The organism is Rubrivirga sp. (genome assembly GCF_049648075.1).
GTDB lineage: Bacteria > Bacteroidota > Rhodothermia > Rhodothermales > Rubricoccaceae > Rubrivirga.
On record NZ_JBARYR010000777.1, the window covers coordinates 1 to 13,353 of the forward strand.

The following is a 13,353-nucleotide window of genomic DNA, read 5'->3' on the forward strand; positions in this document are numbered from 1 at the left end:
GTCTGGGGCGGTCGGCCCGGCGGCCCCGCACTGGCTACCGCGAGGCGCGAGGTCTGCATGTGCCGACCGGTCCACCGGCGCCGTCGCAGGCCGCTACGGGCGGAGCGCCCGCATAACGAAGTCTACGACGTGCTCCACCCGGTTCTCCATCATCGCGGCCCACTCCGCCTCGTCAATGCCCAGCATCGCGTGGTGGATGTGGGGGACGGCGTGCGGCGAGATCGCGAGCGAGGTCACGTCGATCATGAAGCTGTCGGCCCGCGTCGGACGGATCTCACCAGCCTCGGCGGCGGCGTCCAGACGCCTCTGCAGCGCGCCGAGGTCGGGCGTCTTGAACGACCTCATCGCCTGCGCTCGCCGCTCGGGGTCGTGGTGCATCTCGGACTGGACGTAGCCGCCCAGCTTGGGCTGCCCCTTCAAGGCGTCGAACTCGCGCTGGGCGACCATGCGCACCATTTCCTCGATAGGGACGTCCGCGTCGAGCGCGCTCGTCACGCGCTCGAACCACTTCGCGGAGGCCTGCTCGAACACCTTGTCCGCCAGCCGCTCCTTCGTCCGGAAGTAGTAGTGCAGGACCGACTTGCTGACCCCGGCCGTGTCGGCGATCTGCTGCGTCCGAGCCCCGGCCGTCCCGTACTGCAGGAACACGTCGAGCGCGGCGTCCAAGACGCGCTGCTCAGTCGGGTCGCGGTCGTCTGGGGGGGTGGCGTCGGACATCCGTGGGGCAAGGTGCGAAAGGCGCGTCTCTTCCCTACGCCGGAGGCCGTGTCAAGCTCCCTACGGCACCGCGCCCCAGAGGCCCCAAGCCCGGCGACCTGGGCCAGAGGCCGGTCATGAGCCGGCGGGCCGACCCGGACGCCGACGACCCCGCCCGAGTCGGAGGCACTGCCCTCGACGATCGGCATCCGCCTGGCGAGGCTTACCCAGAGGAACGATGTGCGGGACCGCCGCCGACGTTGTACGTCCTCGTCGCGATCGCCCTAGCCACGCTCGGACCGCTCGTCGCAGCGCTGCTCTTAGCCGTCTGAGTAGGAGCGAGCCTGCCGACAGGCGCGTGACCCGGAGAGGGCCGAGTACCGCCGCGACGTGGTCCCGGCCGCTCTTGAGGTGTGTGACGTCGGGGTACTACGGCGCAACGGATTCGGTAGGCTATGGCCACCCGAGCCGACGTACCCCGAGGGTCGCTCTACGCCCTCTTCCCGGGGGCCAAGCGGGAGGTGTACTGGACAGCGACGGGCTCCGACCCCGCGGGCGAGACCGATCCGGGAGGCTTCGGTGGCCCCGAACGCTTGAGGTAAGCGCGGTTATCCGAACGATTGGAGGCGATTGGGCTTCCGGACTTTGGCCAGCCACCATGCCTAGCCTCGCGGACGCCGAGTTCACTGGTTAACTAGCATGGCACGACGCGGTCAGCTTCGCGCCGTCCACCGCAACCGCCCGTCGGATCTTACCCATGATGCGGACCTTCGAGGCGTTCGTCCGCGAGTGCGACGTCACTACCATCCGGCCAGCGGGTGGGCGCAGCGCTGCCAGCTAGGGCCGAGGTTGGCCGGACATGCCGAGCAGTCGCCGGAAGACGAGGAAGTGCCCCAGAAGAGCAGCTTGCACGAGCACCGCGGGGAGCCAAATCAGCGGTGCGGTCGTCGCGATGGCGGACGTGTCGGGCTCCGCCGCGACCTGCTGGAACGGCGTCGGCAGGGAGAGGACGGCTGTCGCGACCACGATCAGCACGAGGATCAGTCCCAGGACATTCCACGCGGTCACCAAACCCGCCGGCACGCGGGATCGCCACAGCCACACGGCGAGCGGGACTGCCAGCAGTCCAGTCGCGATGTCGTAGTTCCAGCCCTCGTAGGTCACTTGCACCGGGAGGACGCCCTCGGTATACAGGCGGTGGAGCAGCACTTCCAGCGGTACCCGAAACGCCTGCACGCCGACGAGCGCCGCCAGCGGGACGCCGTGAGCCAACCGTCGGCCGAGGGGGGAGATGGTCAAGGCGACGGTACCCGCGAGAAGGCCGAGAAACAGAAACGCTGCCGGGGGCGGGATCCGGTCGAAGGCAGAGAGGGCGCCCGACAGAGCCAGCGTAGCGGTTCCGCCCAGCCACGACGCCAGCGCGACCGCCATGGCCACGGTGCGCCGAAGCCGGTGTGCGGCTGGTTGCGTCGCCCACACGCCCGCGAGGAGCGCCAGCGTGACGAACGCCACGAGGGAGAGGAAGGCGAGATGGGATCCTTGTGACATCGAGGATGGCCTGATAGCTTGAGGGCCAAGGTCGAAGCTTCTCTGGCGCAGGACTTGTACAGGCGTGCCGGGATTTTGACGTTCCGCGCCATCCAGTTCTCGTGTGCCCTCATGCTCGTGCCCGCCGCCACCCTCCACGCCGCGATCACGGGGCTCGCAGCCGTGGGCATAGAGGAAGACGCCCTGATCAAGGCCGCGGGCCTCACGCGCGATCAGCTAGCGGCGCCGTTCGCAATGGCGCCGGTGACGGCGATTGAGGCGGTCTGGGCACGCGCGGCAGAGCTGGATCCCCGTCCCGAGCTCATCCTTCGCGCCGGCCGCGGTCTGCCCCTGGGAACGATGCGGGTTCTCGACACGCTGGCGGTGTCGGCCCCGACTCTGGGAGCGTCGCTCGACGACGGCATCCGGCTCTTCCGGTTCGCGACGGTCACGCTCCACATCGAAGCAACCCGGCCCACGGACGCGCTGGGTGAGGTGTCGGTCGAGATTCTGACGGCCCCTCCCTTCCCTCGGTTGCCCTACGGAGAGGCGTGGGCGCTCGCAGTGGTCATCAGCCGAATGCGGGCGGGCATCCCGGACCTCCCGCTCACGCGTGCAGTCGTGTCGCCGCCTGTCGGGCGTGACCTAGTGGCAGCAGCCGACGCACTCGGCGTCGACATCCAGCACATGGAGGTGAGCGACACGCACAGCGGGTTCTCGTTCCCGGCCCGCTACGACGCAGCTCCGCTCCGCTCCTCCGATCCCGGCTTGTACGGCCTCATTTCGGCTACGGCCGAGCAGATCATCGCCGACGCCTACGGGCGCTCGCCTCTGACCTTCGCGATCCGCCGCGCGCTCCCCGACGCCATCGCGGCCGGTGCCTTCGGCGTGCAGGACATCGCCGCCAGCTTGGGCTTGTCCTCGCGGTCACTGCAGCGGCATCTCGCCGCCGAGGAGACGTCGTTTCGCGCCGTTCTCGATGGTCATCGCCACGACGCGGCCTGCCGCCGCCTCCAAGGGACGCGCCAGTCCATCGGGGAGATCGCGGCCGAGGTTGGCTATCGAGACCAGGCCGTGTTCAGCCGAGCCTTCCAGCGGTGGACAGGCACGACACCCTCCGCATGGCGGAAGGCGAACGCGCCCCGGCTGGCGGCTTAGCTCGGGTACCCCGGAGCCGTCGAGATCCGCGCGAGCTGGTACCGGTGGTGGCCGGCGTGGGCCTCCACGAATCGCACGGTGTCGAGCAGCGTGAGCGGCCCGGCCAAAGGGTGGTCGAACACGGCCCGATCGGCTCTGCTCGCGTCGTGTGCGATCTCCAGCCAGCGGGCACCCAGCAGGATCAACTCGGCCCGTGTGTCGCGGTACGGACGTTCGGTCGGTTCGAGAAATGGCGGGGTCTCCGCCCGCGCGTCCGATCTCAGAAACGCCAGTGCGTCGTCGATGGCTCCGGGGACCGGAGGGTCGAGGTTGGGAGGGTCCACAATGGCGTTGAGGAGCCTGTCTTCCGTCAGCAGCAGGTGCTCTGCGACGGACTCCGCCGACCAGGCACCCGTGGAGGGAGAGAACGCGCGCTGTTGCGGCGTCATGGCGTCGAGGAGTGCGATGAGATCCGCGCGGGTGTCGTCGAGCTCGACGAGCGTGGAGGCGAGAGTCATAACGGAGTGGGGCGTACGAGGGTGAGCATGGATCAAGCGGAGAGCGTGAGCGTGGCACCGTGCGTCGTGGCGTCCGCCAGCGCCTTCACGATGGTGTCCGCGACGTCTGCGCGAGGGACAGCGGTGCTCCGGAAGTCTCCGGAGGGACTCACCAGCGGGCTCCCGCTGGAGGGTCTGTTTGTGAGTCCGACCGGACGGAGGATGGTCCAGTCCCTGTCCGACTGGCGGACCATCGCTTCCTGCACGCCCTTGTCCTCGAAAGGGGCTTTCAGGAACGTGCTCATGAAGAAGCGTACGACGCCGGGCAAGTCTTTCCAGGAGTCGGCCGCGCCGAATCCGGACACGACGACCAAGCGGCTCGCGCCGTGGGCGTCCATGGCGCGGAGCACCCCTGCTGTGCCGCGGGAGGCGATGTCGATGGGCGTCGTGAGACCGCGCTGGAAGCGGATCTGGAAGAGGCCGCCGGTGACGCCGAGCGCGACCACGACGGCATCGTGTCCGGGCATGGCGCGGTCGAGGTCCGCAGCAACCAGCGCATCGCCTTGGACGAGCGTCACGCGGGGGTCGAGCGCGGGCTGAGGGGTGAGGGACCGGGCGAACGCGGTCACGGTGTGGCCCTCTCGGAGGAGGGCTTGGATGGTGGCGCGGCCGGTGCCGCCCGTGGAGCCGATGACGAGAATGCGCATGGGACGGGAGGTCGAGAACGTGTGGTCGCGGGGCCTCGCCCCGCGTTGGACTCCAGGATCCGGGCTCCTCGACATCCGTCCTCGGCTCGCGGCGCCGATGATTTGTCCTTTCGCGCCAGCCCCCGGTCCTCGGCGTCAGCCCAGCCTGCCGTCTGGCCCGATGGAGCGGTTCTCCCATCGAGGGCTTCCGCCGGCCGGATCTAGCCGACGGCTCGCGCCACGCGACCTCTTGCGCCGCGCTCCCATGGCTTGCCTTCCATCAGGCCCATCGCGTCGCCAGGGCGCTTCCAGAAGGTGTCTCCGTTCGGAGAGCGCAGGCCCGGGTTCCACGATGGGTCGTCGCCAGTCGGGAGCAGCCTCGCTGCCCTTCGATCTCTGTCGGGTGAGTGAGGGAGACGGGAGGATCTTCTTCGACCAGGTCCGTCATCATCAGCGGACCGCGGAGACATCGCCGGCTCGGGGCTGAACGCGACACCGGGTTGAGTGGGCGTCCCTGTCGCGGTCCTCTTGACATCGGTTAAGAAGTGAGGCCAGGCACCCCCAACGCCGTGCCCCCACAGCTGAACGTCCGTTCCTTCACAGGACAACGCTCTCCTGCATTCGATCCCGCCCCGTGAAGACACCCCACCCTATCCTGAAGTCAGCGCTCGTCGGACTCGCCGCCTTACCAACGTGGGTCGGGCAGACGGCGCACGCCCAGGAAGCGGTGCCCCCGCCATTGACTTCCGAGACACTCATGGGGCTCTTGGACGCGTTCGACCTCCCCGATGTGGCCGTCGCTACTCTCGCCGGCTGCGATGTCGACGAAGTCGTCGTTGCCGTGTCGGCGACGCTGGCCCCAGACGTGTCCGTCACCCCCCAGACCTCCTTTGAGGCGGCGTCCCTGTCCAAGCCGGCCTCCGCCTGGCCCGTCCTCTCGATCGCCGTCGAGGGAGCTCGGATGCACGCTCGCGGGCCGTGGGGGGCGAGGTCCGCTGGTCACGGAGGGAACAGCTACGAGCTCCGGGCGCTCGCCAGGTTCGGTCGGGAGGGCGAAGACAGTCCGGTGGTCGGTACCGACGAGCACCGCGGCGGGGAACAGATCAACGTGGTCGCTTCGACCCTGGGGACCGGTTGAGCCACGGAAGAGACGGTTATGCCGCATACCCAACGAAGTGCGAATTCCGCGCCACTGGACCGCCCCCTACGAGAACGTGCGATGGTATTCCGCTCCAAAATCGACTCTTGGCTGCTCGTCCTGCTCATCGCGGCTGCGACGCTTCCATTGATCCAAGCGATAGTAGCTCTGCAACAAGGGTCGAACTGGGTCCCCCTCTTCCTCATGTTCGGCCTACTCACAGGGAGCTTCCTCTGGCTACTGCTCTCTACGAAATACACTGTAGACGACAACACGCTTGTAGTGCAGAGCGGGCCGTTTAAATGGCAGATCCCGAAAGACGAGATCACCGGGATTGCCCCGTCGAACTCTATGTTATCTAGCCCCGCCCTATCGTTGGACCGATTTAGGATTACTTATGCCCGTGGCCGAAGCCACCTACTTGTCTCTCCGAGTGACAAGGCTGGGTTCATCGAAGCACTCGGCATCACCCTAAATGTGACATAACGGTCTACTATTATGCAGTCCTGTCGGGACCACCCATGACAACTCTGCTCGCAATCGCCCTCGCCGTAACTCTCACGTCCATCTCCGTGCTGCACCTCTACTGGGCGGCGGTCGGAGCACATGCGCCGTGCCACGAGAGGCGACATCTTTGGACGTCGTGATCCGCAGCGACCAGCGCATCGCCTCGGACGATTGTTATGCGCGGGTCCAACGCAGGTTGAGGGCTGACGGACCAGACGAACGCGGTCACCGTGTGGCCCTTTCGGAGGAGGACTTGGATCGCGGCGCGGCCGGTGCCGCCCGTGGAGCCGATGATTTGTCCTTTCGCGCCAGCCTGGCCTGCTGTGCCCGCCCGTGGGGTGGTTCTCTTGTCGAGGGGCTCCACCTGCCGCGTCACGTCGACGGCTCGCGTCACGTGACCACTTGCGTTGCACCTTCCGGGCTCGTCTCTATGAGGCCCATCGCCATTGTCGAGATGTCTTGTGAGGCCTCCCCAATTAGCACGCGGAGGCCCCCATGTGTCGTCGCCCATTGGGCCGCTCCACCGCTGCGCGTGAGCCCAAAGAATGAGGGAGACGAGCGTGCCACCTCCGGCCAAGTCCGCCATCGCCAGCCGGCTGCCTAGATCGGCAAACGTCCTCGAGCGCTCGGACCGCCGAGGCACCGTTGGCTCAGGGCTGTACACGGCGCCAAGCGTGGGTGCCTCAGGCGAGGTCTCCTTGACGTTGGTTAAGAAGTGAAGCCCGCTCCACCCGATGCCTGGACCCTACAGCTAAACGTTGGTTCTTTCGGGGGTCAGCGCACTCTTACATCCGATCCAGCCTCGTGAAGACACCCCTGCCCTTTCCGAAGTCGGCGCTCATTGGACTCGTCGCCCTAACCGCGTGGGTCGGGCAGGCTGCCCACGCCCAGGGAACAGAGCCTCCGCTGCTGACTCCCGAGGTGCTCACGGAGCTCTTGAACGCGTTCGATGTCCCTGGAGTGGCCGTTGCAACTCTTGCTAGTTGCGAAGTCAGCGAGGTTGTCGTTGCCGGGTCGGCCACGCTGTCCCCGGACGTGGCGGTCACGCCCCGGACCGCCTTCGAGGCCGCATCGTTGTCCAAGCCGGTCTTCGCCTGGCTCTTCCTCTCGCTCGCCGACGAGGGGGTCGTCGACCTCGACCGGCCCCTTGCCAAGACATTCGACTACCCGCGGATCTTCGACAAAGTGGCCTACGCGGAGATCACGCCCCGCATGGTCCTGACCCACCGGACTGGCCTCCCGAACTGGGTCGATGAAAACGTCGAGTTCCACGACCGGACGGCGCCGGTCCCCTTCGGGGCCCCGCCTGCAACGGCTTACACTTACTCGGGCGAGGCCTTCCAACTCCTCCAGGCCTACGTCGAGGAGGTTACTGGGGAGACCCTCCAGAACCTGTTCCGGGAGCGACTCGGGGAGGTCATGCCCTACTCCACGTTCGCGCGTCCGCTTCCGGACGGCGTGGCACCGTCCCGTGGGTACCGGACCGCCAGCGACCCCGCCACTGGGCGCGACATGACCAGCCTCCGCGCCTACGGGATGGCCGCCGCCTCCCTGGTCACGACTGCCCGGGACTACGCTCAATTCCTGGCCCACGTGTGCACGGGGGCGGGCCTCCATGCCGACACGTATGCCGACATGCTCCGGCCGCAATCGCCCGTGCCCGCGGGCGAGGGAGCGGCGGTCCCCACGTCCTGGGGGCTCGGGTGGATGCTTGCGGACATGGGGGGGGCGACGTTCGCAGGCCACGGGGGCGACAACAACGAGTACCGGTCGCTCGCCGGGTTCATCCGGGAGAGCGGGGACGGTTTGGTGGTCCTTACCAACGGGTACAACGGCCGGGCCCTGATCGACGTGGTCGCCTCGCCGCCGGAGACCGGCCAGGACGCAGCAGAGACGGATCCCGAAGGGCTATAGACGGCCGAGGCTGCGTCCGACAGGAAGCCTCCAGGTCGCCCTCAACCCCGCGACCCATTGTTCTGGGGTTTCCGCTGGCTCCTCCTCTTCGATCTCAGCGCGGAAGAGCCGTCCTGAGGCGTGCTCCTTCCACCGAATTCCCCGTATTCCAGAAGGTCGTCCAACGAATCATCTCTGCCTCTACCAAATGCCCACCCGTCTACTCCTCGTAACGCTTCTGGTGCTTTCCTCGTTTGCAGGGTGCTCCGCCCGTTCCGGCACTGCGACCCCTGAGACCTCATCGTGGTCCGCTCTGGAACTCGTTGAGGCCCTTGCCTCGGACCCTGCGCGCTCCGTCGATATGACGTTGCGACACATCGGCAAACTCATCCTCGGCGAGCCGTTGGACGTGGCCTCGATCCGGGCCTCTGCTCGCGGCCTCCCCCGGACGCTGTCCTGACGAATCCAACACCCATGCTCCGAATCTCCGCCCTTTATGCTCTCCTCGTCCTCCTATCGGTGCGCGCCAGTGCGCAGGTCTTGGGTCCCGAAGCCGTCGGCGACTCGCTCATGGCGGCATACGCTGCTCACGGGTCCCCGGGCGGCGTCGTCGCCGTGATTGAGGGCGGCGAGGTCGTTTTCGCGCGCGGCTACGGGCTCGCCAACATTGAGTACGGCGCGCCCAACACGTCGGCGACGCCGTACCACATGGCCTCTGTCTCGAAGCAGTTCACGGCCTTCGCCGTCGCCATGCTCCAGGACCAGGGCCTGCTCTCGCTCGACGACGACGTCCGCGACTACGTCCCCGAAGTCCCCGACTTCGGCCATACCATCACGCTCCGCCACCTCGCCACCCATACGAGCGGGCTCCGCGACCACTGGTCGCTCTGGACGCTCAGCGGTGGGCTCATGGACGACGTGATCCGCCAGGACGACCTCTTGCGGCTCGTCGTGCGCCAGCGCGAGCTCAACTTCGAGCCGGGCGCCGAATTCCTCTACAGCAACACGGGCTTCTTGCTGCTCTCCGAGGTCGTCTCGCGCGTGACGGAACAGCCGTTCGGCGAGTGGATGGAGGCCAACGTGTTCGGCCCGCTCGGCATGGACAACACACAGGTCTACGACGACCACGAGCGGGTCGTGCCGGGCCGCGCGTACTCGTACTATCGGGACGAGGGCGGGCTGAAGAAGTCGGTCCTGAGCTTCGCCAACTCGGACGCGACGAGCCTGTTCACGACGGCCGAGGACCTCGCGCATTGGATGCGCAACTTCCGGACGCACGAGGTCGGCGGGGCGAGGGTGGCGCGGGCGATGCTGGAGCGCGGCGTGCTCGCGAGCGGGGACACGCTCGGCTACGCGCTCGGCTTGTTCGTCGACGAGCACCAGGGGCTCCGCCGAATCCAGCACGGCGGGTCCGATGCCGGGTACCGGACGTTCCTGGCGTACTACCCCGAGATAGACGCGGGCGTCGTGACGGTGGGGAACCTCGCCTCGTTCGATAGCGGTCGCGTCGCCGAGCGGACGGCCGAGGCGTTCTTCGCTGACGACATGGACGCGCCGGCGCCGGCGACCGCGGCGGAGGATGCCGGGCCGTTCGCGCTCTCGGATCCCGGCCGCTACTCTGGGCTGTACTTCGCCGATGGGTTCGGCACCCTAGAGGTCGCCCGCGTCCGCGGCCGGCTCACGGTCGCGCTCTCCGACAGGGACCCGCTCGTCCTCCGCGCGCTCTCGGACTCTCTCTTCGTCCACGAAGGGTTCGGCGTCCGCTTCCGGTTCGACCTCGATGCGGACGGCGTGGTCACCGGCGGGGAGGTCCTGGCCGGCGGCGGGCTCACGTTCGAGAGGTTCGACCCTCCGACGCTGACGGCGTCGGAGGTGGACGCGCTCAGCGGTACGTACACGGGCGCTGAGCTCGGGACCGAGTACACCGTCCGTGCCGAACTCGATGGGCTCGTGGTCTCGCACCGTCGGCTCGGCGAGGCGCCGCTCGTGCCGTTGCCGGACGGCCGGTTCAGCGCCGGTCCGCTCGGCATCGTCACGTTCGAGCGGAACGGGGACGGGGCTGCGACAGGCTTCCGTGCCACGTCGGACCGCGTCCGCAACCTCCGCTTCGACAAGTCCGGCTAGATCACGACTACCGCCTTGCGCGCTTCATCACGACTCGATTCCTCGTCCTGCTGGTGGCACCCGTCGCCAGCGCGCTCGCTTCGTCGGAGTCTCGACGCGTCCTGTCCGGCCTTCCTCATCCGTTTGATTTCCACTCTAACTGAATGAACCGGTCACTCCTGCTCGCGCTCGTGTTAGCCGGTCCCGCGATCGCTCAAGACTCCCTCGGTGTCGGCAGTGCCGCCCCCCCGATCACGATCACGCGATACGTCTCTGCGCCCGCGTCGGCCGTGGAGGACCTCTCCGGCCGGTGGGCCGTCGTCGAGTTCTGGGCGGCTTGGTGCACGTACTGCGTCGGCAGCGTGCCCCTGACCGACAGCCTCGCCGCCGCGCTCGCCCCCGACGGGATCCCCGTCGTCACGCTCAGCGCGGACCCGGAGCCCGTCCTCGCCTCCTTCTTCGCGTCGAACCCCACGCGGGCCTGGGTCGCGTACGACTCGTCCGGGGCCACCGCCGAGAGGTACCAGATCGGGGGCTACCCTCAGACCGTCGTCATCGACCCCGAGGGACGTATCGCGGCGTTCACGAACCCGAAGGGGATCACGGCCGAGCACGTCCGCGCGATCGTCCGTGGCGAGGCCCCGGAGATCCCGTTCCAGTACTTCAGGCTCAGCGGGTCGCCCGCCGACTTCGAGTGGGACGAGACGACGACGGCAGACGAGGACGACGCGGACCTGTACGCGCAGTCGGTCATCCGGCGGTCCTCGTCCGCGCAGACGTTCCTGCGCTGGCGGCCCACGCCGGGGCGCGTGCTCGGCGACGGCGTGCCGCTCTCGTCGCTCGTCGAGCACGCCTACGGCGTCTCCGGCTTCGGCATCGACAACCGGCTCCCCAACGCGGACGCTCTGTTCCGGGTCTCGGTCGTGTCGCCGTCGCGGACCCACGAGGGAGCGCGGAGGCTGCTACGCGAGACGTTGGCGAGCGCGTTCAACTTGGACGCTCGCCGAGAGGCACGGCCCCTGGACGTCGTCGTTCTCCGGCGCCGGTCGGGCGCCGAGTTCTCCGACCGCTTCGCTCCCGCCAGCCCCTCCCGAGGCCCGCTCCTCGAGGTAGGCGGCCCCACCGGCATCCACGTCACGGAGGTGGAGTTGGGATTCCTGGTCGACGTCCTCGAGCGGTACGCCTTCGGGCGGATGGTGCTCGATGAGACCGGGCTCGACGGCCTCTACGACGTCGATATCCCGTGGACCCCAGGGGACCCGGACGCCACGGTAGCCGCGCTGGAAGCGGCCGGCTTCGACGTAGTCATGGAACGAAGGACCGTCCCGGTACTGCTCATCTCAGCCCGAGGAGAGTAGCCGGACACCGAGTTTCGTATCATCGCCGTCCCCTCGGCCCCGCGCAGCCGGGGGCGCCGCTCGGGACCCGCTACACTGCACACAGGAACGGTAACGGGAGTACCGGCCTTCGCCTCCTGGCGACGTGGCGATATGAGGGCGCGGTACGCCGGTACACCCACAACCTCGTGACATGAACGCAAAGGACTCACTGCTGGACTTTATATCCCAATACGTCACCCTGACCGACGAGGAGGCCCGTGAGCTTCTAAGCCTCGACCTCTTTCGCGAGTACGAGAAGGGGGCCGTTCTTTCTAGAGAAAGCAACCCCACACAGCTCTCTTTCTTCCTGTTGAAGGGCTGCGTCGCCAAGTGCCACACGGCCGACAGCGACATCGTCGTCACTGAGATCTACACGGACAACGAGAACGTGGTGGACTCTCACGATGGGTCAGACCACCACTTGCGCTTCCTGGAGGACTCCGTCGTGTCCGCGGCGAGCGACGAAACGATGGACGAGTACATGGGCCGAATCCCAAAGCTGGAGGCCATGTGCCGGATGATGGCGGAGCACGTGCTCTCAGACGTCCGCCTCTCCTTCGACCAGTACCGCCTGGCGACCCCGGAACAGAGGTACCGCCGCATTATGGAGGAGAGGCCCGACCTGCTTCAGCGAGTCCCCCAGTACTACCTCGCGAGTTACGTCGGCGTTAAGCCGGAGTCCCTGAGCCGGATACGTAAGAGGATGGCCTCCAGAGCCGAGGAGCCGGCGGCTGCCGAAGAATGAGGAGGACCCAACTCGCTTCTTAACCCGGGTCAAGGAAGTGAGATGGTACCCCAAATAGCTTAGCACTCCACCTCACCAAACGAGACGGATGCGAAGCTCCCCCTCCCACATCAGGACCTGGTCGCTCTGGGTCCTTTGCCTCTTTCTAGCACCGTCACCACGGGCGCAGAGCGATGAGACGACTGACCACCGGCATCACCTCGGGAGCTCGGGGTTCGTCGCCTTCGGCCTCGCGCTCGACGAGAGGCCGGACTTCTTCCAACTGAACTACGGGTACCGGATCACGAGCAAGGATGTCGTCTCGGCCGAGGCGATCACCTGGAAGTGGTGGGAGCCGCTTGGGATCCCCTACGGCCCCTCGAAGGGAGACCTCGAGGAACGGTACCCCGGCTACGTGCGGGCGTTCGGCGTCGGAGCGGCCTACCAGCGGTTCCTGTGGGACGGTGCGTACGTCGCCGTCCACGCGCTCCCGCTCCTGAAGCGGTACGTCGACGAGTCCGGCGACGGGATTCAGAACGGGTTCCAACTGTTCACGACGCTGAGGGCTGGGTATCACCTGGGATTGTTCCAGGACCGCCTCTTCGTCGAGCCGTCAGTCGCAGTGACGCACTGGCCCATCGACACGAACAAGCCTGCTGAGTTCGCAGAGCGGGACGACGAGTGGCCGAACTACTTCCTGTTCGAGCCTGGGCTCCACGTCGGCGTGAGGTTCTGAGTCGCCGGTGAAAAGCCAGACCTCTCGCCCTGTCTAGTCCGACACCTGGGGCGGGCTAGGCCCTGACCGATAAGGACCCCTGACCTCTCCGCCGACTGTAGAGGCAACGGCGTCGGCGGACCTCAACGACCGTTGCCGTGTGGGGCTTGCCGCAGCCTCCAACGGGGACCGCGACCTGCCCCACCACACCTTCACTGCGAAACATGAACCGCATGATCGCCCTTCTTGTAGTGGCCGCTGCCGCCGTCCCGGCCCTTGCTCAGACGGCCGCGCTCAACGGGTACGTCCGCGACGCCGAGACCGGCGAGACCCTCATCGGCGCCTCCGTCC

General features: G+C 67.4%; 12 protein-coding genes. 8 read left to right on the forward strand and 4 right to left on the reverse strand.

Annotated elements, in window-relative coordinates:
• Nucleotides 1-93 precede the first annotated feature (93 nt).
• Together WBA11_RS20510 and WBA11_RS20515 are read right to left on the reverse strand one after the other, a co-directional pair.
• Complete coding sequence (locus WBA11_RS20510; RefSeq protein WP_424522488.1) at nt 94-717, reverse strand: TetR/AcrR family transcriptional regulator; 624 nt, start codon at nt 715-717, stop codon at nt 94-96.
• An 816-nt stretch (nt 718-1,533) separates the two neighbouring features.
• A complete protein-coding gene (locus WBA11_RS20515) occupies nt 1,534-2,244 on the reverse strand; it encodes a hypothetical protein (RefSeq protein ID WP_424522489.1) in 711 nt (236 codons plus the stop codon).
• Nucleotides 2,245-2,262: 18 nt separating this feature from the next.
• Here WBA11_RS20515 and WBA11_RS20520 point away from each other — a divergent pair, with 18 nt between their 5' ends.
• A complete protein-coding gene (locus WBA11_RS20520) occupies nt 2,263-3,381 on the forward strand; it encodes a helix-turn-helix domain-containing protein (protein WP_424522490.1) in 1,119 nt (372 codons plus the stop codon).
• On the opposite strand, the gene WBA11_RS20525 is transcribed toward WBA11_RS20520, so the two are convergent.
• The gene (locus WBA11_RS20525; RefSeq protein ID WP_424522491.1) at nt 3,378-3,878 is read right to left on the reverse strand and encodes a DinB family protein; all 501 of its coding nucleotides are present in this window, start codon (nt 3,876-3,878) and stop codon (nt 3,378-3,380) included. The two genes, WBA11_RS20520 and WBA11_RS20525, sit on opposite strands and share 4 nt — an antisense overlap.
• A 32-nt stretch (nt 3,879-3,910) precedes the next feature.
• Nucleotides 3,911-4,564 (reverse strand): NAD(P)-dependent oxidoreductase, encoded by a 654-nt coding sequence (locus tag WBA11_RS20530; protein WP_424522492.1) that lies wholly within the window; start codon nt 4,562-4,564, stop codon nt 3,911-3,913.
• 613 nt (nt 4,565-5,177) lie between these two features.
• Here WBA11_RS20530 and WBA11_RS20535 point away from each other — a divergent pair.
• The 7 genes from WBA11_RS20535 (at nt 5,178) to WBA11_RS20565 (ending at nt 13,023) form a co-directional block, all read left to right on the forward strand.
• Nucleotides 5,178-5,681, forward strand: a complete 504-nt coding sequence (locus WBA11_RS20535; protein ID WP_424522493.1) for a hypothetical protein — start codon at nt 5,178-5,180, stop codon at nt 5,679-5,681.
• Nucleotides 5,682-5,885: 204 nt separating this feature from the next.
• Nucleotides 5,886-6,167 (forward strand): PH domain-containing protein, encoded by a 282-nt coding sequence (locus WBA11_RS20540; protein ID WP_424522499.1) that lies wholly within the window; start codon nt 5,886-5,888, stop codon nt 6,165-6,167.
• An 825-nt stretch (nt 6,168-6,992) separates the two neighbouring features.
• Entirely contained in the window at nt 6,993-8,102 is a 1,110-nt protein-coding gene (locus WBA11_RS20545; protein WP_424522494.1) for a serine hydrolase domain-containing protein, read from the forward strand.
• A 453-nt stretch (nt 8,103-8,555) separates the two neighbouring features.
• Entirely contained in the window at nt 8,556-10,205 is a 1,650-nt protein-coding gene (locus WBA11_RS20550) for a serine hydrolase domain-containing protein (RefSeq protein WP_424522495.1), read from the forward strand.
• A gap of 143 nt (nt 10,206-10,348) precedes the next feature.
• Entirely contained in the window at nt 10,349-11,542 is a 1,194-nt protein-coding gene (locus WBA11_RS20555; RefSeq protein WP_424522496.1) for a TIGR03435 family protein, read from the forward strand.
• A 172-nt stretch (nt 11,543-11,714) separates the two neighbouring features.
• Nucleotides 11,715-12,308: a Crp/Fnr family transcriptional regulator gene (locus tag WBA11_RS20560; protein WP_424522497.1), complete on the forward strand. Its 594-nt coding sequence runs from the start codon at nt 11,715-11,717 to the stop codon at nt 12,306-12,308.
• An 88-nt stretch (nt 12,309-12,396) separates the two neighbouring features.
• Complete coding sequence (locus WBA11_RS20565) at nt 12,397-13,023, forward strand: hypothetical protein (RefSeq protein ID WP_424522498.1); 627 nt, start codon at nt 12,397-12,399, stop codon at nt 13,021-13,023.
• Nucleotides 13,024-13,353: the final 330 nt, after the last annotated feature.